Genomic DNA, 23,292 nt, shown 5'->3' on the forward strand with positions numbered 1-23,292 from the left:
ATCGCGCCATGCCAGCGCCATGCCTGTTTCGACTATTGAGCGCAGAGCTCTGCAGCCGTTTTGCTTGTCACGTTGGATTTGTCGAAACCGAACGGCGCGACCGCCTTGAGGTGCTCTTCGGAGCCCAGCCACTTTTTCAGTTCGGCGTTGACCGCATCGCGCAGGTCCTTGTCTTCCGGGCGGAAGGCGAGGGCGCCGTAGCCGGTGTGTGACGGATCGTCCTTGAACTCGGTGACCGCTTCGACCTTCTCACCGCCCTTGGCGGCCAGGCCCTTCATGGTCAGCTGAGTGCCCACGGCGGCGTCGGCGCGGCCGGCGCGCACGGCTTGCAACTGGGCAGTGGTGTCCGGAACCTGGAGGATCTGGGCCTCTTTCACGCCGGAATCCCGGGCATATTTCAGGTTAACGGTACCGGCCATGATCGCCAGTTTCACCTCCGGATTCTTCACGATGTCTTCATAGCTGTGCAGATTCTTCGGGTTGCCTTTGGCGGTCAGAAGCGCATCGGGCAGCTGGTATTGCGGGTCGGTGAAAATCACCTGTTTGCAGCGTTCCGGGGTGATGTACATACCGGCGGCAATCACATCGAAACGCCCGGCACGCAGGCCCGGGATCAGGGAGCCCCATTCGGTCAACACGCCGTCGACCTGCTTGATGCCCATCTTGGCGAAGATGGCCTTGGCAATTTCCGGCGATTCACCGGTGACCCGGCCGTCGGTTTCGGTGAAGGCGAACGGGGTTTCGTTGGCGTAGCCGATCCGGATTTTGCTGTTTTTGGTGATGGTTTCCAGCGTCGTGGCGGCGTGGGCGCCGGCGGCGAGGCCGAACATTGCGCACGCCACGAACAGGTGGCGTAAACCATTGGGCTTGCGGGGAAAGGAATTGCTCATCGATAAAATCTCCTGTTTCTTGTGGACCCGTCGATGACGGCTCTGTGTTAGGAGGCAGTGTGACAAGAGCAAAGCGCACGAAAGCTGATACCAGGGCTTGGGCACTGCAGCCGTACAGATCGATTGGTTTTATTTTTCGGGCTTGCCGAGAAGTCCGGGCATCGACCTTGGAACGAGCATACAAAAGCCCTACACGACATTGCATTGCACTAGGACAATTGCTTTGCACGAATTCTCGCGGGATGCTGTCGACACTGGGGAACACGCGGGTTCTACGCCGATGGACAAGTGGAAAGCAGCACTGGAAATCGCCCGCAGCGGCGAGTCGAAATACAAGATTCTGGTTCAGGCGATTGCCGACGACATCGAACAGGGCTTGTTGGCCAACGATCAACGCCTGCCTGCGCAGCGCAATGTGGCCGATGCCATGGGCATCAGCGTGCAGACCGTGACCAATGCCTACAAGGAGCTTGAGCGCCAGGGCCTGGTGCGTTGTGAAGTAGGGCGCGGCAGCTTCGTTTCGCGGCGCATGAGCGACCGGGTCGCGACTTACATTCTCGACAGCCCCGAGCGAGCGCTGGTGGATTTTTCCATCGCACGCATCCTCCATACCCGCGAGCACGACCAGGTCTGGCGCGATACCTGCCGGGAGCTCAGCACCGAGGAAGATCAGCCGTGGATTCACGCCTTTCGCCCCATCGCCGGGTTCGAATCCCACCGCGAGGCGGCCATGCAATGGATCGGCCGCCTGGGCCTGCGGGTTGAACGTGACGACATCCTGATCACCAACGGCGCGGCTCATGCGATCTTCCTCGCCCTGGCTTCTCTCGCCGGGCCCGACGACGTGGTGTTATGCGAAGGCAGAACCGATCACGGCGTCATCGGCAATTCCCAAGTGCTGGGGTTCACCCTCAAGGGGCTCGAAATGGACCGCCACGGCATCGATCCCGAGCACTTCGAAGACATGTGCAGCAATGAGCGCATCACTGCGCTGGTGTGCACGCCGAACCTGAACAACCCCACCACCACGCTGATGCCGGACAGTCGCCGCCGGGAGATCGCCGAGATTGCCCGGCGCTTCGGCGTGCACATCATCGAGGACGATGTGTACGGCCCGTTGCTCGAAGAGCGCCACGCTCCGCCGATCAGTCATTACCTACCGGAGCTGTCCTTCTACTGCACCAGCATGACCAAGTCGGTGCTGACCGGTTTGCGCGTGGGTTATCTGGTGATGCCCAAGCGCCTGGCACTGCGTACCGAAAGCATCCTGCGGGTCAACAGCTGGATGGGCACGCCGATGGTCTCGGAGATTGCCACGCGCTGGATTCGCGATGGTCGCGCCGACACGCTGCTGCGCTTGCAGCGCCAGTTGCTCTCGGTGCGCCAGGCGATGGTCAGCGAATACCTGGGGGAGTTCGTGCTGGGCCAACATCCCCATGCCTTGAATGCCTGGGTCGGTATCCCGCCGCATTGGGAGGTCGACAGCCTCGTGCGGGCCCTGCGCCATCGGCATATTGCCGTCACGCCGCCTGACCCGTTCACCGTGCGTGGCACACCCAGGGCACGGGCGGTGAGGGTGTGTGTTGGCGCCGAATGCAGCGACGAGGACGCGCGCGAAGCCTTGATCAACATGCGTGAAATCTTTGGTCAGTACCCACGTATCCATGACTTTTGAGCGGGAAAACAGACGCCGAAAAAAGTTGTCCTGAATTGACCTAGTACATTCAGCGCGACAATCCTGGCCTCTTAGACTGCGCCCAATATCTTATCGGGACGCGGTCATGCCAACGCCACAGCTCAACGATATCTACCTCGCCCGCCAGCGTATCGAAGCGCTGGTGCGACGCACGCCCATGGAGCATTCGCCCAGCCTGTCTCGGCTGGTGGGCGTGCCGGTCTACCTCAAGCTCGAGTCCCAGCAGATCACCGGCAGCTTCAAGTTGCGCGGTGCGAGCAATGCCGTGGCGCAACTCAGTGCTGAAGAAAAACAACGAGGTGTTGTGGCGGCGTCGACCGGTAATCACGGTCGCGCATTGGCTTACGCGGCTTCCCGCCAGGGCGTGAAGGCGACGATCTGCCTGTCGCAACGGGTACCGGCAAACAAGGTGCGGGCGATTCGCGATCTTGGGGCCCACGTATGCATCGTCGGCAACTCCCAGGATGATGCCCAGCGCGAAGCCGAGCGCCTTGCCGCCGAGCAGGGTGCGATCCTGCTGCCGCCGTTCGATCATCCGGCGATCATCGCCGGCCAGGGCACGTTGGGGCTGGAGATCCTCGAGCAGCGACCGGACGTCGCCCAGGTCCTGGTGCCGTTGTCCGGCGGTGGTCTGTTCGCCGGCGTGGCGCTGGCGCTGAAAACCGCCAATCCGCAGATCGTCACCCACGGCATCAGCATGCAGCGTGGCGCGGCGATGCACGCCAGCCTGGCAGCCGGCCATCCGCTGGAAGTCGAGGAGCTGCCGACGCTGGCCGATTCCCTCGGCGGCGGTATCGGTCTGGACAACCAATACACCTTCAGCATGACCCGCGACACCTGTGATCACCTGCATTTGCTCAGCGAAACCTCCATCGCCAACGCTATCCGCCACGCCTATCGCGAAGAGCGCCAGGTGCTGGAAGGCGCGGCTGCTGTGGGAATCGCCGCGCTGCTCGAAGGCCTGATCCAGCCTCGTGGCCCTGTGGTGGTGGTGATCAGCGGACGTAACGTCGACACCGATCAGCATCTGCGGGTACTTGCCGGAGCCGAGGCATGAAACCGAACAATAACGACGTCATGGGAGCGCCCGTTGATGAGTGAAATCACCCTGTTGAGCGAAGCCGATCTGCGCGCCTGTGTGGCGCTTGATCTGCCCAGTATCGAAGCCGTCGAGCAGGCCTTCGTGCTGCTGGCCACCGCCGCCGTGGAGATGCCACCGATCCTGCGTCTGGACATCCCCGAGCACAACGGCGAAGTGGACGTGAAGACCGCCTACCTGCCGGGGCTGGAGCGCTTTGCGATCAAGGTCAGCCCGGGCTTTTTCGACAACCCGAAACTCGGCCTGCCCAGCCTCAACGGCATGATGATGCTGTTGTCGGCGCGCACCGGTCTGCTGGATGCCTTGTTGCTGGATAACGGTTACCTGACCGCGGTGCGTACGGCCGCTGCCGGAGCGGTGGCGGCGCGGGCATTGTCGCGATCCGACAGCCGCAGCTTGGCGCTGATCGGCGCTGGCGAGCAAGCCGCGTTGCAGTTGCAGGCCCTGCGCCTGGTGCGCCCCATCGACAACGTGCGGGTATGGGCGCGGGACTTGGCCAAGGCGCAGGCCTTCAGCGTGGAATTGACCCGTGACACCGGTCTGGCGGTCAAGCCCTGCGCCACCCTCGACGAAGCCATGGTCGAGGTGGATATCGCCATCACCTGCACGCCAAGTCGCGAGCCGTTGATCGATGTGCGCCATCTGCATCCCGGTCTGCACATCACCGCCATGGGCTCGGATGCCGAGCACAAGAACGAAATCTCCCCACAGGTGCTGGCACAGGTCGACCGCTACGTGGCCGATCGACTGAGCCAGACCCGCATCCTCGGCGAGTTGCATCACGCCCTCGCGGCGGGCGTCGTCAGCGACGAATCGAACTTCGCCGAATTGGGCCAGGTGCTGGCCGGTCAACGCCCCGCTCGCACGGACGCCTCGCAGGTCACCCTGTGCGACCTCACCGGTACCGGCGCCCAGGATACCGCCATGGCCAATCTCGCGTTCGAGCGAGCGCGCTCGGCGGGCAAGGGCGTCCAGTTCGGCAGCTAAGGGTTTTTTGTCCGCGCGTCATTTACCCCGCTTCATCTACAAGAGGGCAGGTGCATGTCTCAGATAGTCGTCAATCTCCCGTTCAGCCGGGAGGAATACGCCCAGCGGCTGGCCAAGGTGCGAATGGCCATGCAGGCCCAGGGCATCGAGCTGTTGCTGGTCACCGATCCGTCGAACATGGCGTGGCTGACCGGCTACGACGGTTGGTCGTTTTATGTTCACCAGTGCGTGCTGCTGGCGATGGATGGCGAGCCGGTCTGGTTCGGCCGCGGCCAGGACGCCAACGGCGCCAGGCGCACGGTGTTCATGCAGCAGGACAACATCGTCGGTTACCCGGACATCTACGTGCAGTCCCGGGAGCGGCATCCCATGGACTACCTGTCGCGGGAAGTGATCGCTGCCCGTGGTTGGGACGCGCTGACCATCGGCGTCGAAATGGATAACTACTATTTCAGCGCCGCAGCCTTCCTGTCGTTGCAGAAACATTTGCCCAAGGCCCGGCTGATCGATGCGGCCGGGTTGGTGAACTGGCAGCGGGCAGTCAAGTCGCGGCAGGAAATCGCCTACATGCGCATTGCCGCACGCATCGTGGAAAACATGCACGGGCGGATCCTTGAACGGATCGAACCGGGCCTGCGCAAGAACGAACTGGTGGCCGAAATCTACAGCAGCGGCATCCAGGGTGCCGATGGCCATGGCGGTGATTACCCAGCCATCGTGCCCTTGTTGCCGACCGGTGCCGATGCCAGTGCGCCGCACCTGACCTGGGATGATTCGCCGTTCGAAAAGGGCGCGGGGACCTTCTTCGAGATTGCCGGTTGCTACAAGCGTTACCACTGCCCGCTGTCGCGCACGGTATTCCTGGGCAAGCCGCCGCAGCATTTCCTCGAGGGCGAGAAAGCCGTGGTCGAAGGCATCGCCGCCGGCCTGGAAGCGGCCAAGCCGGGCAACACCACCGGTGACATCGCCGTAGCGTTCTTCAAGGTGCTGGAGAAATTCGGCATCCACAAGGACAGCCGTTGTGGCTACCCGATCGGTATCAGTTATCCGCCGGATTGGGGCGAGCGCACCATGAGCCTGCGTCCTGGCGACACCAGCGTGTTGCAACCGGGCATGACCTTCCACTTCATGCCGGGCCTGTGGTTGGACGATTGGGGCCTGGAAATCACCGAAAGTATTCTGATCACCGACACGGGGGTCGAAACCCTGTGCAACGTGCCACGCCAACTGTTCGTGAAGGATTGAGCCAATGAGCGATCTGCCTGCCAACCCGATCAGCGCCACGGTGGATTTGTGCCGTGAAGGCGTGCAGCACGGGTTTCTCAAGTTGCCGTATTCGCGGGATGATTCTGCCTGGGGCGCGGTCATGATTCCGATCACGGTGATCGCGCGGGGGGAGGGGCCGACGGCCCTGCTCACCGGTGGCAACCACGGTGACGAATACGAAGGTCCGGTGGCCCTGAGCAAGCTGGCTCAGGGCCTGGCGGCCGCCGAGGTCAGCGGGCGGGTCATCATCATTCCGTTCATGAACACCCCGGCGTTCCGTGCCGGGCGACGCACGTCGCCCATCGACAGGGGCAACCTCAACCGCAGTTTTCCCGGCAGGCCGGACGGCACGGTGACCGAGAAGATCGCCGACTATTTCACCCGCACTTTGCTGCCTCTGGCGGACTTCGTGCTGGACATTCACTCCGGCGGGCGCACCCTGGATTTCCTGCCATTCGCCGCCTGCCATGTGCTGCCGGACAAACACCAGCAGGCGCGATGTGAGGCGGGCATGCGCGCGTTCAATGCGCCATACAGCATGCGGATGCTGGAGCTGGATGCAGGGGCGATGTACGACACGGCTGCCGAGTCTCAGGGCAAGGTCTTCGTCACCACGGAACTGGGCGGTGGCGGTTCCTCCACCGCGCGCAGTGTGGCGATTGCCGAGCGCGGCGTGCGTAACGTGCTGGTGCATGCGGGGATTCTTCAGGGCGAGGTGCAGAGGGGGCCGTCGGTCATGCTCGACATGCCGGACGGTGATTGCTTCATCGCCAGCGAACATGACGGCCTGCTGGAAATGTGTCGCGACCTGGGCGACAGCGTGGACAAGGGCGAAGTCATCGCCCGGGTCCACGACGCCACCCGCAGCGGCGTGGCCCCGGTGGAGTATCGTGCTGCACGCGGCGGCCTGCTGGCGGCGCGGCATTTTCCGGGGTTGGTGCAGTGTGGCGATACCCTTGCCGTGATCGCGGACATACTGGAGTAATACACTGTCCCCGCCCAGTGGCAGCCTCGCTGCCACTGGGTTGATTTCTTCAGGGGTTGCCATTCACTCAGGAGCTTCTTGGCACATGCACAAACTCGATCGCTATGACCTGAAAATCCTGCGGATCCTCGCTGGCGACGGGCGTATCACCAAGTCGAGCCTGGCCGAGGCGATCAACCTGTCGGTTACCCCGGCCTGGGAGCGCGTGCGCAAGCTCGAAACCCTGGGCCTGATCAAGGGTTACCGCGCGCAGATCGATTGGGGCAAGGTGTTCAAGAGCCAGCAAGTGCTGGTGGAAATCACCCTGGCCCGACACACCGCGCAGGACATGCGGCGCTTCGAACAGCGGATGAACGACGCGCCGGAGGTGGCGTTCTGTTACGCCACCGGTGGCGGGGTGGATTACATGGCGATGATCCAGGCGCCTGACATTGATCACTACCAGCGATTCATCGATCAGTTGCTGCTCGACGACCTGGGGATCGAGCGGTACTTCACCTACATCGTCACCAAGACCATCAAGACGGCCGGCGCCTTGCCTGCGGAGTTGTCTCAGGACTACTGAAACCTGCAACACCCCCGATCAAACTGTGCGAGCGAGCCTGCAGGGTGGGGGGGTAGCCTCGCCGCAAAAACTTCCGAATGACCCCGCTCAATCAGAAAAAACCACCTGCATACCCCCCTGCAAACCGCAATTCCCCGACGCCTCGCTGCCCTAGCATGAACTCCACGCACACGGTTCGGAGTGAATGCCATGACCTACAAACATCCCCTGCTGTTCAAAGCCCTCTGCTACGTCGATGGCCATTGGTTGCACAGCGACAGTGGCAACAGCATCGCCGTGCACAACCCGGCTGATCAGAAACTGATCGGCCATGTGCCGATGCTCGATCAACCGCAGATCGTCGCCGCCGTGGATGCCGCGCACCGGGCATTTGCCGATTGGCGTGAGCAGAGCCTGGAGACTCGCGGGACGATTCTTCGGCGCTGGGCGGCGTTGATCCTGGAACATCAGGAAGACCTGGCGCGGATTCTCAGCCTGGAGCAGGGCAAGTCCCTGGCCGAATCCCGGGGTGAAATCGCCTACGCCGCGAGCTTCATTCCGTGGTTCGCCGAAGAAGCCCGGCGCCTCTATGGACAGAACGTTCCCAGCCACATTCCCGGCGCTCACCTGGGTACGGTCAAGGAACCGGTCGGCGTTTGTGCACTGCTGACACCGTGGAATTTCCCCTCGGCGATGATCACCCGCAAAGCCGCGGCTGCATTGGCCGCCGGTTGCACCGTGGTCGTCAAGCCGGCCCACGAAACCCCGTACTCGGCATTCGCCCTGGCGCAACTCGCGGAAGAGGCCGGGTTCCCTGCCGGGGTCTTCAACGTGGTGCTGGGTGAACCACAGATGGCCATGCAAACCCTGGTGCAGGACACGCGCGTGCGCTCGGTGAGCTTCACCGGTTCCACCCGCGTCGGCAAGTTGGTCCTGCAAGCGGCTGCTCATGACGTGAAGAAAGTCTCGCTGGAACTGGGGGGCAACGCGCCATTCATTGTCTGCGCCGATGCCGATCTGCAACGGGCGGCGAAAGTCGCGGTGGCCGCCAAGTTCCAGACTTCCGGCCAGGATTGCTGCGCCGCCAACCGGATCATGGTCGAGCGTTCGGTCTATCCGGCGTTTCTCGAGCGCTTTGCCGAGGCCGTGCGTGAGCTACGGGTCGGTCCGGCGATGATCGGCGAGCGGGAACAACAGGTGGAGGTGGGTCCGTTGATGCACCAGGCCGCCTTCGATGTGACTGCCGAGCGCGTGGCCGATGCGTTGCAACAGGGTGCGCAACGGCTGGTGGGCGGCGAAGCCCATGCCCTCGGCGGCTTGTTCTACCAGCCCACGGTGCTGGCCGACGTCACGCCGCAAATGCGCATTTACCGTGAAGAGAACTTCGCGCCGATTGCCGGGGTGATGCCGTTCGACACCCTCGACCAGGCCATCGAGATGGCCAACGACACCGAGTACGGTCTGGCGGCCTACGTTTGCTCGAATCGCCTGGATCTGATCTACCCGCTGATCCGTCGACTCGACCACGCCATGGTCGCGGTCAACGGCGTCAAGTTCACCGGCCATCCGATCCCGTTCGGTGGCATGAAAGCCTCGGGGCTGGGCCGTGAAGGCGGCACCGAGGGCTTCGAAGCCTTTGTCGAAACCAAATACTTTTGCTTGCACCATCAAGGCCAGTTCTAAGGCCCGTTCCCAGGAGATCGCCATGAACCAAGAATTCGACCCGCTGTTCGAACAAGACCGTGCCCACTTCATGCACCCCTCTACCCACGCCCACGACCATGCCAGCGGTGCGCTCAAGGGGCGCATCATCACGGGCGCTTCGGGCATCCGCATCCGCGACCACGAAGGTCGCGAATTGATCGACGCCTTTGCCGGCCTGTATTGCGTCAACATCGGCTACGGCCGCACCGAAGTGGCGGACGCCATCTACAAGCAGGCCAAGGAGTTGGCGTACTACCACACCTATGTCGGCCACTCGACCGAGGCGATCATCGAACTGTCGAGCCGCATCATCGACTGGGCGCCGGAAGGGATGAAAAAGGTCTATTACGGCCTCTCCGGTTCCGACGCCAACGAAACCCAGATCAAACTGGTGCGTTACTACAACAACGTGCGAGGTCGGCCGCAGAAGAAGAAAATCATCTCTCGTGACCGTGGTTATCATGGCTCGGGCATCATGACCGGCAGCCTGACCGGCCTGCCGAGCTTCCATCAGCATTTCGACCTGCCGGCCGAGGGCATCAAGCACACCGTGTGCCCACACTGGTACCGCAAGGCACCCACCGGCATGGATGAAACGGCCTTTGTGCGTTACTGCGCCGACGAGTTGGAAAAGATGATTCTGGCCGAAGGCCCGGACACCGTGGCCGCGTTCATCGGCGAGCCATTGATGGGCACCGGTGGCATCATCGTTCCTCCGGCAGGCTACTGGGCGGCGATTCAGGCGGTGCTGAACAAATACGACGTGCTGCTGATCGCCGACGAAGTGGTCTGCGCCTTCGGTCGCCTGGGGGCGAAGATGGGCAGCCAGCGTTATGGCATGCGTCCGGACCTGATCACCACGGCCAAAGGCCTGACCAGCGCCTATGCGCCGCTTTCGGCGGTGATCGTCGGCGAAAAAGTCTGGGATGTGATCGAGAAAGCCTCCGAGTCCCACGGCCCGATGGGGCATGGCTGGACCTACTCCGGGCATCCGATTTGTGCGGCGGCGGCCCTGGCCAACCTCGACATCCTGGAGCGGGAAAACCTCACGGCCAACGCCGACAAGGTGGGTGCCTATCTCAACCGCCGGATGCGCGAAACCCTGGAAGGTCATCCGTTGGTGGGTGAAGTGCGCGGCGACGGCATGCTCGTGGCCGTCGAATTCATGGCCGACCGTGAACAGCGCACGCCCTTCGATGCGGCCTTGAAGGTCGGCCCGAAAGTCTCGGCAGCCTGCCTTGAGCACGGCATGATCGCCCGGGCTATGCCCCATGGCGACATCCTCGGCTTCGCCCCGCCATTGATTCTCACCGAGGCTGAGGCGGACTTGATTGTGAACATTACCAAGGGTGCCGTTGATCAAGTGGCCGATGAGCTGTTGGGCTGAATCCTAGGGTGAACATACAAACCCGCCCATTCAGTGATGGGCGGGTTTTTTTCGCGCGTCGAGATAAGGGGGCGGGGAGATGATGTGGGTGCTATAGGTTTCGACGAGATTCACAATTTTGTGCGCTTCCTGCTGGAAGGACCTGCTTTTAGTAGCGTCTTGCTCAATGGGACGAAACATACACCGGTGAGCCAGTGGGGGCGGGCAGTGCATAGGTTGCCTTCATCCAGTCGATCTCGGCCTGGGGCGTACGGCCGAAGAAGCGCTTGAACTCGCGGCTGAACTGCGAGGGGCTCTCGTAGCCGACGCTGAAGGCGGCTGCCGATGCGCTCAAGGCATCGTGCAACATCAGCAGGCGTGCCTGGTGCAGGCGGGCCGACTTCAGGTACTGCATGGGCGAAGTGTTGGTCACGCTACGAAAGTGCCGATGGAAACTGGGCACGCTCATGCTGGCCTCGCGGGCCAACGACTCTACGTCCAGATGCTCCCGGTAGCGGCTGTGAATGGTGCGCAGGGCGCGGGTCACCTTGGCGAAATGGCCGTGCCGACCCAACGCCGCCCGCAGCGAGCCGCCCTGCGCGCCAGAGAGGATGCGGTAGTAGATTTCACGCACCAGCGCCGGGCCGAGGATCTGTGCGTCGCTGGCGACGGTCATGGCTTCAAGAAAGCGCAGTGTGGTGACCTGCAGCGCATCGTCCATGGGAGAGGCGTACATGCCCTGCGGCGGTTCGCTGCTGCTGCCCAGCAGTTCATCCACTTGCAGGGTCAGCTCGCTGGCCAGCTGCAGGTCCAGGCGTATGTAGATGGCCAGCATCGGCTCGCGTTCGCTGGCATCGGTTTCCATGGTGAAGGGCACGGGAACAGACACCACCAGGTAGTGCCGAGCGTCGTACACATATACCTGGTCACCCAGGTAGCCGCGCTTGCAGCCTTGGCAGAGGATGACGATGCCGGGCTCGTAGAGCACCGGCACATGGCTCAGCGGCCGGTTCGAGCGCAGGAAGCGCACGTCTTGCAGCGCGCTGAGGTTATAGCCTTCCACCGGCGCGAGCTGCGTGAGCAACTGCACCATGCGCGCGCTGCGGGTGTCGGTGTGTGTCACTGCCCGGTCCTCTGCCTGGCGCTCAACCATCGGTCGAGCAGGTCAGGTCTTGCCATTGATCGATCTCCTTGCTCATGCGCTGCAGCTTGGCGCGCACCAGGCCCAGTGCGTCGCTGCCCAGCAACAGGTGGTCGGGCGGGCTGGGGCTGGCGATGACCTGCAGGATCGCCTGGGCGGCCTTGCGCGGATCGCCCAGCTGCTTGCCGCTCTTGTCCTGGCGCGCCTTGCGAATCGGGTCGAAGCTCTGGTCGTAGTCGGCGATGCTGCGCGGCGAACGCTGCATGGAGCGACCGGCCCAGTCGGTACGGAACGAGCCCGGCGCCACTGCGGTAACGGCGATGCCAAACGGGCGAAGTTCCTGACTCAGGGTATCGGAAATGCCTTCCAGTGCGAACTTGCTGGAGCAATAGTAGGCGATGCCCGGCATCGTGATGGTGCCGCCCATGGAGGTGATGTTGATGATGTGCCCGGCCCGGCGCTCTCGAAAATACGGCACGAAGGCCTTGGTGATGGCCACGGCGCCAAACACGTTGACCTCGAACTGGCGGCGCATCTCCTCCAGTGGCGATTCCTCGAAGATGCCTTCGTGGCCGTAGCCTGCGTTGTTCACCAACACATCGATGGGGCCGTGAAGCGCCTGCACCTGTGCAACCACCGCGTCTATGCGGGCGAAGTCGGTGACATCGAGGATCACCGCGTGGGCGCGTTCGCTGTCCAGGGTCTGAAATGCCGTCAGTGCGCCGTCGTTGCGCACGGTGCCGATGACGCGATGGCCTGCAGCAAGCGCGGCCTGGGCCAGGGCACTGCCAAAACCACTGCTGACGCCGGTAATAAAGAGAGTCTTGCTGTCACTCATGATCGCGATCCTGTGTGTGGAGTACGCGAGCATGCTAGGTGGATTGGCTGATCGTCCCTATGCCGGGGGCTCTTGAAACCTTGCCCATTTCTATCAGAAGCGAGCGTGGTCATCCCGTGAGGGATGCTGCAGGCAAAGAAAAGCCCGCTGGGGAGGGCGGGCGAAGTATTTCACGGATGTAGGGTGACTGTGCCAGCCGCGACGTGAAAATGTCGTGAACGGGGTGTCAAAAAATGCGTACGACGGGCAGAAAACCAGTTTTGGGAAAGCCCCTACTGCCAATGGCTATTTGGATGGCATGCATCGCTAAAGCGTCCCTGGAGAATCCTTTCTCGGTCAATGTCGATCAGCGTCTAGAGGAACGATTCCGTGTGCTTTCACAAAACCAGAACTATCGGGGCGCTTCTGGCGCTCCTGGCGCTGCAGGGTTGCGCCAGCATCATCAGTGACTCCAAGTATCCGGTGACTGTCACGAGCAGCCCGGCGGGTGCGAATTTCGAGGTCATCAACAAATCAGGGGTGGTCGTTCATCGCGGCAGCACCCCTGGGGTCGTGACACTGATGTCGGGGGAGGGATATTTTCGCGGCCAAACCTACACGTTGCGTTTCATGAGGGAGGGGTACCCAGATCGACAGGTCGAACTCGACTCGAGTGTGGACGGTTGGTACTGGGCGAACATCTTGTTTGGCGGTGTTATCGGCATGCTGATCGTCGATCCGCTGACCGGTGCGATGTACAAGTTGCCGGACGAGGTCTCAGCTGACCTTGGGCAGCCGGTGGCGGAGGCGATGCAGGGCGCGCTTCGGATCGTCTCGATCAATGACCTTGATCCCGCGCAACGCGCCGAGCTTGTTGCCCTTCAATAAGGGGAGATTGGGCGGGGTGCAGGGAAGGTCGCATGCCCTGCACCCACGTTGCGCTGTCAGAAGCCAGGCGCGATCTGCCCTTTGTAGCGGGTCAGGATGAATTGACGCACTTCAGGGGAGTTCAGCGCCTTGGCCAGTTTCTGGATGCCGGGATCCTGCAGATTGTCCGGACGCGCCACGAGGTATTCCACGTACAGATCCTTACCTTTTTCGACGATCAGCGCGCTGCTGGTATCGATACCTGCCTCCAGCGCGTAGTTGGCGAACACGAACGCCAGGTCCACCTGTTTCACCGAGCGCGCCAGCATTGCCCCTTCCAGCTCACGGATCTTCAACTTGTGCGGGTTGGCGACGATGTCGCGCTGGGTCGACTGTGGGTTGCTGGGGTCCTTGAGTTCAATCAGCCCGGCCTCGGCCAGCAGTACCAGGGCACGACCGGTGTTCACCGGGTCATTGGGAATGGCCACGCTGGCACCGTCCGGCAGCTCCGCGAGGCTCTTGTACTTGGCCGAATAAGCACCGAACGGCTCGATGTGCACACCGACCACCGGAACCAGGTCGGTGTGTCGAGTCTTGTTGAAGTCGTCGAGGAAGGGACGGTACTGGTAGTAGTTGGCGTCCAGGTTCTTCTGCGCAAGCTGCAGGTTGGGCTGGATGAAGTCATTGAACACCTTGATGTCCAGGTCGACACCTTCCTTGGCCAGTACCGGTTTTACGAACTCGAGGATCTCGGCGTGGGGAACGGGGGTGGCACCGACGACCAGGTGCTCGTTGGCCTGCACGTTGAGGGCGATGACCGCAGCCAGGATGGCGAGGATTTTTTTCATGAGAATGCTCCGAAAAAGGTCGGGAATCAGCGTCGGGTGAAATGTCTGACGAGGCGATCGCCACTCATCTGCAACGCCTGCACCAGCAGGATCAACAGCAGTACGGTGACGACCATCACATCGGTCTGGAAGCGTTGGTAACCAAAACGGATGGCCAGGTCGCCCAGGCCGCCGCCACCGATCACACCGGCCATTGCCGTGTAGTCGACCAGCACGATGGCGGTGACGGTGACGGCAGCGATCAGCCCGGTACGGGCTTCGGGCAGCAGGGTGTGGCGGATGATCTGCCAGGTGCTGCCACCCATGGCCTGGGTGGCCTCGACCACGCCACGGTCGACTTCGCGCAGGGCGGTCTCCACCAGGCGCGCGAAGAACGGCGTACAGCCCATCACCAGTGGTGGAATGGTGCCGCGCACACCGAGTGAGGTGCCGACAACCAAGGTGGTCAGGGGTATCAGCACGATCAGCAGAATGATGAACGGCAGCGAGCGCAGCACGTTGACCACGGCCGACATGGCCCGATAGGCCGGCGCATTGGCCAGCAGCTGGCGTTGTCCGGTGAGAAACAGCAGCACCCCCAACGGCAGCCCCAGCGCTACGGTGAAGCCCAGCGCGGCGCCGAGCATGCTCAGGGTCTCGAGGCAGGCGAGGCCGATTTCACTCCAGTCCAGGTTGGCCAACAGTGCATTCATCGCCCACGCTCCTGGCGCAACGCAGCCACCGGATGGGGCGCACGCAGGCGATCACCTTGGCCGAACAGCTTGTTGCGCAGGCTGCCTTCGGCGTACTCGCGCTTGAACAGGCCGCGAGCCTGCAGTTCCGGAACCAACAGATCGACCACGGCAACGAAGGTTTCCGGCACGACCACGCTGGACAGGTTGAAGCCATCCACGTCGGTGTCTTCGACCCAGGCCTGCAACTGATCGGCGACGGTCCAGCCCGACATCAGCGAGAGCGAGCCGCTGGCACTGGCGTACTCGCGGTACTCGCGCAGACGGGCCTGCGCGGCCTCGTCGGTTTCAGCGACGATCACCGTGAGCTGTTCGAGGATCAGGATGTCGGAGCCCTTGCGCCCGGCGGCGACCGCGGCGGCACGTAGATCGCTCACCTGCTTCTTCAGCACGGTCTTGCTCGGTGCGGCAACGAACACGCATTCGGCGTTGGCTGCGGCAAAGGCCCGTCCTCGGCTGGATGCCCCTGCCTGGTAGAGCACCGGTGTGCGCTGTGGCGACGGGGCGCTGAGGTGGAAACCCGGAACCTTGAAGTAGGTGCCGTCATGCTCGATGCCGTGGACTCTGCTCGGGTCGGTGTAGACACCGCTGGTACGATCGGCGCGCACGGCATCCTCTTCCCAGCTGGTTTCCCAAAGCTTGTAGCAGACCTGCAGGTATTCCTCGGCCAGCGCGTAGCGCTGGTCATGGCTCAGTTGTTCGGGCTGGCCAAGGTTGCGTGCCCCGCTGGACAGGTAGGAGGTCACGATATTCCAGCCGGCACGGCCCTGGGTCAGGTGATCGAGGGTGCTCATGCGCCGGGCGAAGGGAAAGGGATGCTCGAACGACACCGAGGCGGTGACGCCAAACCCCAGGTGGCGCGTGGCTGCGGCCATCGCCGGTACCAATTGCAGCGGGTCGTTCAACGGTACCTGGGCGCCGCTGCGCAGCGCTTCGTCGGCATTGCCGCCGTAGACGTCATAGACACCCAGCACATCGGCGAGGAACAGGCCGTCGATACAGCCGCGCTCGAGGGTCTGGGCCAGTTCGATCCAGTAGTGGATATCGGTGTGACGCGTCGCCTGGTCGCGCGGATGGCGCCACAGCCCGGGCGACAGATGCCCGACCGTGTTCATGGCGAAGGCATTGAGACGGATCTGCTTGGTCATGGCGCGGCCTCAGTTCCAGTCGTGGCGCGTGGGACGGATACCGTTCAGGGCCCAGTTGCCGACCAAGTGGTACTTCCAGCGCACGGGATCGTGCAGGGTATGCACCCGGGCATTGCGCCAGTGCCGGTCAAAGTTGTGCTGCAGCAACGAGGAGCGGGTCCCGCCCAGTTCGAACAGGCGATTGCTGGCCTCGATCGACACCTCCGTGGTCAGCACCTTGGCCTTGGCCACCGCCACCGAGGCAGCGGCGACGTTGTCTTCGTTCGGCGCAGGCTTGGCGGCATCCAGCACCTTGCCGGCGCGTTCGAGCAGGGCCTCGGCGGCCTCCTGGCGGATCTCCAGGGAGCCGATCTGAATGATGGTGAGCGGATCCTCGCTGGCCTTTTCAACACCGGCATCGATCCACGGACGGGCATGGTCGCGTACGAAGGCAATGGTGTCGTCCAGCGCCGCGCGGCCGATACCGGCGTCAATCGCCGCAGTGGTCAGTTGGGCGAAGGGCCCGGCGAGGGTAGGGTGCTCGTAGGAGCGGTAGCTGGGAAACAGGTTGAATGCGGGCACGCGCAATCCGTCCAGCAGCACGGTGCCGCTGGAGGTGGTGCGCTGGCCCATGCTGTTCCAGTCGTCGACGACCACCAGCCCAGGAGTGCCACGTGGCACAAAGGCCAATTGCGCCCGGTCCAGTTCGTCCAGGGCCAGGACGCCGATCCAGTGAGCATAGAGCGAGCCGGTGCAGTAGCCCTTGCGGCCGTCGATGCGGTAGCCGTCGGCTTCGGCAACCAGGCGGGTCCGGATATCCTGGACGGTCTTGCCACCGGTTTCCGACAGTGCATTGGCAAAACGATGGCCTTTGAGCACCAAGTCGAAGAAGAAGCGCCGCTGCTCTTCGGTGCCTTGCAGGCGGATGTCTTCGAGCAGGCAGTAGTGGTTTTGTGGAATCTGGCCAAGCGAAGGGTCGGCGGCCGAGACGATGGCGATCACCTGCGCCAGGGTGGCGAAGGACACTTCGGCACCTCCGTAGGCACGTGGCACGGTGATGCCCCACAGACCGCTGTTGGAATAGGCATCGACCACATCGGCAGGGACTTCTCGGCGTCGGTCACGCTCGGCAGCGCCTTCGCGCAGCAGCACGGCGATCTGGTGGGCAACGGCGATGGCTTCGGCATCGTCGCGGATGACATGGGCATCCGGCTGACGGATGTCGTAGGAGGCTGAGACGGCAGGCGTGGACATGGGTTCCTCGGGAAACTGTGCGTGTACACAGCTCACCGGAGCAGAAACCGTGCCAGTGGTTTTATTTCAATAAAATCAGTGGCTTGAATTTGTTTTTTACAGAAGGTGTCGCCCTTTGGGCAATCAACTGTTGGCCAGGTGTTGCTGGTCAGACAGTTGCCAGGGAAACATGTCGCCGTACATGCCGACCCGCGTTGCAGCCTCGCTTGCCTACAACATCCATTCCCTCGGGTCTGTGTAAGGGTTATGTAAAAAACCGTTTAAGAATTGTGAACAACTGTATTCTGAAACGACCTACACCATTGGCCAGACCCATGAACCAACTTCCGTCGCAGTCAGAGGCTGCACGCGGGGCGTTCTCCAGCTTTGAGGCGTGTCGCAATACCCAGAAAGGCCCTGTGGTGATCCTGGCGTCAGGTGCGTCAGCGAAAGATTTTCCGCTCGAAGATTTTGCCAGCGTCCCGATCATCGCCATGAATGGCTCCATTTCGATGCTGGTGGGCACGGATGTGCGTCCGTTCTTCTACATTTGCACCGACAAGGATTTCTGCAACCAGCAACCCGAGCTTTTTGCCACGGCATTGCACAGCAGTCCGCGGCTGGCGCTGTGGCCGGAGCAGTTCGATCTGTTCGACCTGCCTGAGGACACCGAGCGCTACCCGCTGCTCAAGGCCCTGGACCCGACGTTCAGCGAATGGCTGGGGCTCGGCGATGGACGCTATGCGCGAAACCGCACGCTGTGGAGCAAGCGGGCGCGTTCGATCGGTTTCAGCAGGAACCTGTCGTACGGGTTCTTCGATGCCCGGACTGTGGCTTTTGTGGCCCTGCAACTGGCCTACCACCTGGGTTTCGATGACGTGCTACTGGTCGGCGTGGATCTGAACCAGTCGGCAGGGCGCTTTTATGAGACCAACGGCGGCAAGCGCTCGCCCTGCGGTCTCGACCAGCATTGGGAAAGCCGTATCCTCCCGTCACTGACCCTGATGGCGCATCAAGTGGTGGGTGAGCGTTTCCGCGTTCATAACCTCTCGACCCGCTCACGCATCCCCCCGGCATTGATCCCCAGGATCGACCTGCAGCAGGCCCGCACCCTCGCGGCGCGTGCGACGGCCGCGGCGTGAGCATTGCACGTCAAGAAAGCGGATGCAGCGCTAGCACGCGATCGGTAGAGTGCCGGGGTCGTCAGCCAGCATCAGGATCTGCCCATGTCCAGCGCTTTCACCCTCATGTCATCGCCAGTCGGCACCCTGACACTGGTCGCCCGTGGCGAGTGCCTGGCCGCCGTGCTATGGGAAGAGGAGCGTGCCAACCGGGTGCGCCTTGGCGAACTGCACCGTGATGACCAGGCGCCCGTACTGCGGGAGGCTGCCCGTCAGTTAGGCGAGTATTTCGCCGGTCAGCGCCAGCGCTTCGAGCTGCCGCTGGACTTCGATGGCACGGAATTCCAGCGCCAGGTCTGGGCGGCGCTGCTGACCATTCCTTTCGGCCAGACTCGCAGCTACAGCGATATCGCCCGACAGATCGGCAACCCCACGGCAGTGCGTGCGGTAGGGGCAGCCAATGGGCGCAACCCGATCTCGATCATCGCACCCTGCCATCGGGTGATCGGTGCCTCGGGCAGCCTGACAGGCTTTGCTGGCGGGTTGCCGGCAAAGCAGTATCTGCTGGCGCTTGAGGGCAGGCAGAGCCTGTCGCTGTTCTGAGCGCTCAGCTCAGCCACCACGCCAATGCGCACAGCACCAGCGCGAGTACCGAGCCTGCGAACAGGCTGTAGTGCCGCTGCGCCCGTCGGGCATGGCGTTCGACCTCACGCAGGTATTGGCCGGGTGTCGGTGCATCCGGGCGATGGCGCAACCCTTCGGCGATGTCTGCCAGCCTGCCGCGAATCAGCAAGCCAACCAGGTAGTAGCAGGAGGCATAGCTGGCGAATGCCAGCAGCAGGTACTTCACGGGGATCCTTCCTTGGGTGATACAAAGGGAGAGGATACCCTCAGCCGCTCGCCGTTAACCAGCAAAACTCAGGACGCCGGCCGTGCAGCGAAACGCTGGCGGAACCAGTCATCGAGCATGGCCTTCTCGGCATACAGGCGATCGCTGCTGCCCACGCGGCCCGGGCGGCTCAGGTACATCTTGTCGCTGACGCGTTCCTCGGCCTTGCGCTCGGGCTGGCCGGGTTGAACGAGGGTGTAGCTGAGGTCGATGGTCGGCCAGGTGATTTCGCGCATGAAACGTACGTTGTAGGCCTGACTATTCCAGGGTTCGTAGCGGCCGGCCAGATCGATGTCGCGGATGTCGATGTGTACTCGCTGACCAGGCTGAAGGTAGCGCTGGCCAAGTTTTTCCAGGTGCCGGGTGAGTGCCTTCATCACTTCTGGGTCGGCGCCGCGCTCATAGCCGGGGCTGTTCAGGCTGGCATCGCGGAATTTTTCCGGGTGCTCGAAGCTGACCTGGACCTGCGCGGGCGGGATGCCTTGTGCCATGCTGTCGTATGCCAGCACCAGCAGTGCAGCGCAGGCGAGGGTAGAGCGCATGATGCATCTCCGCGTTAGGATCGTCGTTGTCGCGCCATTCTACGCCTGGTGCCGGCGACACAGCAGAGGAATGATGTAATGGCGCGTTTTCGGCAGCTAGCTGCCAACGACAAAGGGCGCGACTTGGCGGTCGGCGATATCCACGGGCACTTCCAACGCCTGCAGGCCGCGCTCGAGCAGGCGGCATTCGATCCCGAGGTCGATCGGCTGTTCAGTGTCGGTGACCTGGTCGACCGGGGCCCGGCCAGCGAAGAGGCCCTGAGCTGGCTGGCGCAACCCTGGTTTCATGCCGTGCAGGGCAATCACGAAGCATTGGCCATCAGCCACTATCGCGGTGGCCGTGTTGATCTGGACATGTACCGTGCGGCTGGCGGGGGCTGGTTTCTCGACTTGCCCAAGGCTGAGCAGGCGCGCTTCGTCGAGCAGTTCGAGCGTCTGCCGGTCGCGCTCGAAGTACAGACTGCACACGGGTTGGTCGGCATGCTGCATGCAGACAGTCCGTTCGCCGACTGGGCTGAGCTGCGCGCCTGCCTGCAGACGAGGGACGACCCTGCCGTGCGCGAGGTCTGCCAATGGTCGCGCCGGCGCCTGAAGAGCGGCGATAGCCAACCCATCCAGGGGCTGCGTGCGCTGCTGGTCGGCCACACCCCGGTGCTCACGCACAAGGTATTGGGCAACGTGTGGCACGTGGATACCGGTGGCTGGAGCAGCGGTTTTTTCAGCCTGCTGGATATCGGCACGCTGACGCTGATCAACGAGTGACACATCTGCGACCTTCCCAAAAACGACCACCCACACATTCGGGGTATGTCTGCAGCCAGCCAGACCTCCCATAGTGACCCCATCGGCTCAATCCGGAGCAGTCACACGATGGAGTTGCTATGCGCAAGGCACTGAAGGTGATTGGCGGTCTGCTGCTGGTGTCCTCGACGGCACTGGTGCAGGCAGCGGCAGAGGGGGACAGCAGCAACACGCTCAGGCTGTACAACTGGACTGACTACATCGGTGAAACCACCTTGGCCGACTTCGAAAAGGCCACCGGCATCAAAGTGGTTTACGACACCTTCGATGGCTATGAAACGGTCCAGACCAAACTGCTCACCGGCCGCTCCGGCTACGACCTGGTCATGCTCAATGCGTCGCTGGTACCGCCGCTGATCCAGGCCGGTGTGTTCCAGGCCCTGGACAAACAGCAACTGCCCAGTTGGCACAACCTCGACGAGCAGGTGGTCAGCAACCTGCAAGGTTACGACCCTGGCCTGAAGTACTCGGCGCCCTACACCTGGGGCAGCTCCGGCGTTACCTACAACGTCGACAAGATCAAGGCGCGCATGCCCGACGCACCGATCGGCTCGCTGGCCATGTTGTTCGACCCGGCCATCGTTTCGCGCTTCGCCGATTGCGGGGTGACTTTGATGGACGCCCCCACCGAAGTGATTCCACTGGCCCTGCAGTACCTGGGCAAGGATCCGCGCAGCGCCGCACCGGCAGATCTCAAGGCCGCCGAGCAGCTACTGCTGGGCATCCGCCCCTATATCCGCAAGTTCGACTCGGTCAACTACCTGACCAGCCTGCCCAACGGCGACGTGTGCCTGGCCTTGACCTGGTCGGGCGACTACGCCACCGCCCAGGCGCGTGCGGTGGAGGCGAAGAAGGCTATCAAGCTGGCGTTCTTCATTCCCAAGGAAGGCTCGCTGATCTGGTTCGACAACCTCTACATCCCCAAGGACGCGCCGCACGCCAGCAACGCCCATCGCTTCATCGAGTTCCTGCTGCAGCCACAGACCATGGCCAAGGTGACCAACTTCATCCACTACGCCAACAGCAATGCCGCGGCCACCGCCCTGGTAAAGGCCGATATCCGCCAGGACCCGGCGATCTACCCGGACGCCCAGACCCGCGAACGGCTGTTCGCGCAAAAGACCCAGACACCCAAGGACATGCGTGCGATCACGCGGGTCTGGAGCACGGTCAAGACCGGTTTCTGAACACTTTCGAACGATCCTTGCCAAGGAGCTGCCCATGGCCACCTCAAGCAACGCATTCGCTATCGCCCACGATCCATTGGTGGAAGCCGACAAGGCCCATTACATGCACGGTTACCATATGTTCGACGAGCATCGCGAACAGGGCGCGCTGAACATCACCGAAGGCGAAGGCGCCTATATCCGCGATACCCAAGGCAACCGCTTCCTCGATGCCGTTGGCGGCATGTGGTGCACCAACATTGGCCTGGGGCGCGAGGAAATGGCCTTGGCCATTGCCGACCAGGTGCGCAAGCTTGCCTATTCGAACCCGTTCTCGGACATGGCCAACGACGTGGCCATCGAGCTCTGCCGCAAGCTTGCGCAACTGGCACCGGGCGACCTGGACCATGTCTTCCTCACCACTGGCGGCTCGACTGCCGTGGACACCGCCTACCGACTGATCCAGTACTACCAGAACTGCCGCGGCAAGCCGGGCAAGAAACACATCATCGCCCGCTATAACGCCTACCACGGCTCGACCACCCTGACCATGCAGATCGGCAACAAGGCTGCCGACCGGGTACCTGAATTCGACTATGCCCACGACCTGATCCACCACATCTCCAACCCCAACCCGTACCGCGCCCCGGACAACATGGACGAAGCCGAATTCCTCGACTTTCTGGTCGCCGAGTTCGAAGACAAGATTCTCTCCCTGGGGGCCGACAACGTCGCAGCCTTCTTCGCCGAACCTATCATGGGCTCGGGCGGGGTGATCATCCCGCCCAAGGGGTACTTCGCGCGCATGTGGCAGCTGTGCCAGACCTACGACATCCTGTTCGTCGCCGACGAAGTAGTGACCTCGTTCGGACGCCTGGGTACCTTCTTCGCCAGCGAAGAGCTGTTCGGTGTCACCCCGGATATCATCACCACGGCCAAGGGCCTGACGTCCGCCTACCTGCCGCTGGGTGCGTGCATCTTCTCCGAGCGTATCTGGCAGGTGATCGCCGAGCCGGGCAAGGGGCGTTGCTTCACCCACGGGTTCACCTACAGCGGCCATCCGGTGTGCTGTACCGCGGCGCTGAAGAACATCGAGATCATCGAGCGGGAGAGGTTGCTGGAACACGTCAAGGATGTTGGCAGCTACCTGGAACAACGCCTGCAGAGCCTGCGCGAGCTGCCGCTGGTAGGCGATGTGCGCTGCATGAAGCTGATGGCCTGCGTCGAATTCGTCGCCGACAAGGCGAGCAAGGCACTGTTCGACGATGCGATCAATATTGGTGAGCGCATCCACAGCAAAGCCCAGGCCAGGGGTTTGCTGGTGCGGCCGATCATGCACCTGAACGTGATGTCGCCGCCGCTGATCGTCACCCGCGCCCAGGTCGACGAGATCGTCGAGACCCTGCGTCAGTGCATCCTCGAAACCGCGCGCGAGCTCGCGGCGCAAGGGCTGTACCAGGGGCGATGAGCAG

At 62.6% G+C, this 23,292-nt stretch carries 23 protein-coding genes; 14 read left to right on the top strand and 9 right to left on the bottom strand.

What is annotated here, in order from left to right:
- Positions 1-32 precede the first annotated feature (32 nt).
- On the bottom strand, positions 33-890 hold the full coding sequence (ehuB, locus tag ACMGGG_RS10570) for an ectoine/hydroxyectoine ABC transporter substrate-binding protein EhuB (RefSeq protein ID WP_054891354.1): 858 nt from the start codon (positions 888-890) through the stop codon (positions 33-35).
- Positions 891-1,170: 280 nt separating this feature from the next.
- Between ehuB and ACMGGG_RS10575 the strand changes: the two genes are divergently transcribed.
- The 8 genes from ACMGGG_RS10575 to ACMGGG_RS10610 all read left to right on the top strand — a co-directional run bounded on the left by ACMGGG_RS10575 (position 1,171) and on the right by ACMGGG_RS10610 (position 10,558).
- Entirely contained in the window at positions 1,171-2,565 is a 1,395-nt protein-coding gene (locus ACMGGG_RS10575; protein ID WP_112898206.1) for a PLP-dependent aminotransferase family protein, read from the top strand.
- A 106-nt stretch (positions 2,566-2,671) separates the two neighbouring features.
- Positions 2,672-3,643, top strand: coding sequence for a hydroxyectoine utilization dehydratase EutB (gene eutB, locus ACMGGG_RS10580; protein ID WP_112898207.1), 972 nt, complete (start codon positions 2,672-2,674; stop codon positions 3,641-3,643).
- 36 nt (positions 3,644-3,679) lie between these two features.
- Positions 3,680-4,672, top strand: a complete 993-nt coding sequence (gene eutC / locus ACMGGG_RS10585) for an ectoine utilization protein EutC (protein ID WP_414155431.1) — start codon at positions 3,680-3,682, stop codon at positions 4,670-4,672.
- 54 nt (positions 4,673-4,726) lie between these two features.
- Complete coding sequence (gene doeA / locus ACMGGG_RS10590; RefSeq protein ID WP_414155432.1) at positions 4,727-5,917, top strand: ectoine hydrolase DoeA; 1,191 nt, start codon at positions 4,727-4,729, stop codon at positions 5,915-5,917.
- Between the two features lie 4 nt (positions 5,918-5,921).
- Positions 5,922-6,923 (top strand): N(2)-acetyl-L-2,4-diaminobutanoate deacetylase DoeB, encoded by a 1,002-nt coding sequence (doeB, locus tag ACMGGG_RS10595; protein WP_414155433.1) that lies wholly within the window; start codon positions 5,922-5,924, stop codon positions 6,921-6,923.
- A gap of 85 nt (positions 6,924-7,008) precedes the next feature.
- A complete protein-coding gene (locus ACMGGG_RS10600; protein ID WP_414155434.1) occupies positions 7,009-7,488 on the top strand; it encodes an Lrp/AsnC family transcriptional regulator in 480 nt (159 codons plus the stop codon).
- Positions 7,489-7,677: 189 nt separating this feature from the next.
- A complete protein-coding gene (locus tag ACMGGG_RS10605; RefSeq protein WP_414155435.1) occupies positions 7,678-9,150 on the top strand; it encodes an NAD-dependent succinate-semialdehyde dehydrogenase in 1,473 nt (490 codons plus the stop codon).
- Positions 9,151-9,172: 22 nt separating this feature from the next.
- Positions 9,173-10,558 carry an aspartate aminotransferase family protein gene (locus ACMGGG_RS10610; protein ID WP_414155436.1) on the top strand — a complete coding sequence of 462 codons (1,386 nt, stop codon included), beginning with the start codon at positions 9,173-9,175 and terminating at the stop codon, positions 10,556-10,558.
- Between the two features lie 163 nt (positions 10,559-10,721).
- On the opposite strand, the gene ACMGGG_RS10615 is transcribed toward ACMGGG_RS10610, so the two are convergent.
- Both ACMGGG_RS10615 and ACMGGG_RS10620 read right to left on the bottom strand, forming a co-directional pair.
- The gene (locus ACMGGG_RS10615; RefSeq protein WP_414155802.1) at positions 10,722-11,630 is read right to left on the bottom strand and encodes an AraC family transcriptional regulator N-terminal domain-containing protein; all 909 of its coding nucleotides are present in this window, start codon (positions 11,628-11,630) and stop codon (positions 10,722-10,724) included.
- A 52-nt stretch (positions 11,631-11,682) separates the two neighbouring features.
- Positions 11,683-12,516, bottom strand: a complete 834-nt coding sequence (locus ACMGGG_RS10620) for an oxidoreductase (RefSeq protein ID WP_414155437.1) — start codon at positions 12,514-12,516, stop codon at positions 11,683-11,685.
- A 369-nt stretch (positions 12,517-12,885) separates the two neighbouring features.
- Here ACMGGG_RS10620 and ACMGGG_RS10625 point away from each other — a divergent pair, with 369 nt between their 5' ends.
- A complete protein-coding gene (locus tag ACMGGG_RS10625) occupies positions 12,886-13,383 on the top strand; it encodes a hypothetical protein (RefSeq protein WP_112898217.1) in 498 nt (165 codons plus the stop codon).
- Between the two features lie 56 nt (positions 13,384-13,439).
- Here ACMGGG_RS10625 and ACMGGG_RS10630 read toward each other — a convergent pair whose 3' ends face one another.
- The 4 genes from ACMGGG_RS10630 to ACMGGG_RS10645 are packed head-to-tail and all read right to left on the bottom strand — an operon-like array spanning position 13,440 to position 17,322.
- Complete coding sequence (locus tag ACMGGG_RS10630; RefSeq protein ID WP_414155438.1) at positions 13,440-14,210, bottom strand: MetQ/NlpA family ABC transporter substrate-binding protein; 771 nt, start codon at positions 14,208-14,210, stop codon at positions 13,440-13,442.
- A gap of 26 nt (positions 14,211-14,236) precedes the next feature.
- The gene (locus tag ACMGGG_RS10635; RefSeq protein WP_414155439.1) at positions 14,237-14,902 is read right to left on the bottom strand and encodes a methionine ABC transporter permease; all 666 of its coding nucleotides are present in this window, start codon (positions 14,900-14,902) and stop codon (positions 14,237-14,239) included.
- On the bottom strand, positions 14,899-16,089 hold the full coding sequence (locus ACMGGG_RS10640) for an LLM class flavin-dependent oxidoreductase (protein WP_414155440.1): 1,191 nt from the start codon (positions 16,087-16,089) through the stop codon (positions 14,899-14,901). The genes ACMGGG_RS10635 and ACMGGG_RS10640 overlap by 4 nt, the downstream gene beginning before the upstream one ends.
- Before the next feature lie 9 nt (positions 16,090-16,098).
- On the bottom strand, positions 16,099-17,322 hold the full coding sequence (locus tag ACMGGG_RS10645) for an SfnB family sulfur acquisition oxidoreductase (RefSeq protein WP_063544855.1): 1,224 nt from the start codon (positions 17,320-17,322) through the stop codon (positions 16,099-16,101).
- 314 nt (positions 17,323-17,636) lie between these two features.
- On the opposite strand from ACMGGG_RS10645, the gene ACMGGG_RS10650 reads away from it, so the two are divergent.
- Together ACMGGG_RS10650 and ACMGGG_RS10655 are read left to right on the top strand one after the other, a co-directional pair.
- Complete coding sequence (locus tag ACMGGG_RS10650) at positions 17,637-18,443, top strand: lipopolysaccharide biosynthesis protein (RefSeq protein WP_414155441.1); 807 nt, start codon at positions 17,637-17,639, stop codon at positions 18,441-18,443.
- Positions 18,444-18,527: 84 nt separating this feature from the next.
- A complete protein-coding gene (locus ACMGGG_RS10655) occupies positions 18,528-19,025 on the top strand; it encodes a methylated-DNA--[protein]-cysteine S-methyltransferase (RefSeq protein ID WP_200602487.1) in 498 nt (165 codons plus the stop codon).
- A 4-nt stretch (positions 19,026-19,029) separates the two neighbouring features.
- On the opposite strand, the gene ACMGGG_RS10660 is transcribed toward ACMGGG_RS10655, so the two are convergent.
- Together ACMGGG_RS10660 and ACMGGG_RS10665 are read right to left on the bottom strand one after the other, a co-directional pair.
- Positions 19,030-19,272, bottom strand: a complete 243-nt coding sequence (locus ACMGGG_RS10660; RefSeq protein WP_063544858.1) for a hypothetical protein — start codon at positions 19,270-19,272, stop codon at positions 19,030-19,032.
- Positions 19,273-19,340: 68 nt separating this feature from the next.
- Complete coding sequence (locus tag ACMGGG_RS10665) at positions 19,341-19,853, bottom strand: DUF3016 domain-containing protein (protein ID WP_414155442.1); 513 nt, start codon at positions 19,851-19,853, stop codon at positions 19,341-19,343.
- 78 nt (positions 19,854-19,931) lie between these two features.
- Here ACMGGG_RS10665 and ACMGGG_RS10670 point away from each other — a divergent pair, with 78 nt between their 5' ends.
- From ACMGGG_RS10670 to ACMGGG_RS10680, 3 genes are all read left to right on the top strand, one after another.
- On the top strand, positions 19,932-20,615 hold the full coding sequence (locus ACMGGG_RS10670; RefSeq protein WP_414155443.1) for a metallophosphoesterase: 684 nt from the start codon (positions 19,932-19,934) through the stop codon (positions 20,613-20,615).
- Between the two features lie 119 nt (positions 20,616-20,734).
- Positions 20,735-21,841: a polyamine ABC transporter substrate-binding protein gene (locus ACMGGG_RS10675; protein WP_063544861.1), complete on the top strand. Its 1,107-nt coding sequence runs from the start codon at positions 20,735-20,737 to the stop codon at positions 21,839-21,841.
- 34 nt (positions 21,842-21,875) lie between these two features.
- Entirely contained in the window at positions 21,876-23,288 is a 1,413-nt protein-coding gene (locus tag ACMGGG_RS10680) for an aminotransferase (RefSeq protein WP_414155444.1), read from the top strand.
- Positions 23,289-23,292: the final 4 nt, after the last annotated feature.

The organism is Pseudomonas sp. BNK-44-b (genome assembly GCF_047456245.1).
In the GTDB taxonomy this organism is placed as follows: domain Bacteria; phylum Pseudomonadota; class Gammaproteobacteria; order Pseudomonadales; family Pseudomonadaceae; genus Aquipseudomonas; species Aquipseudomonas machongensis.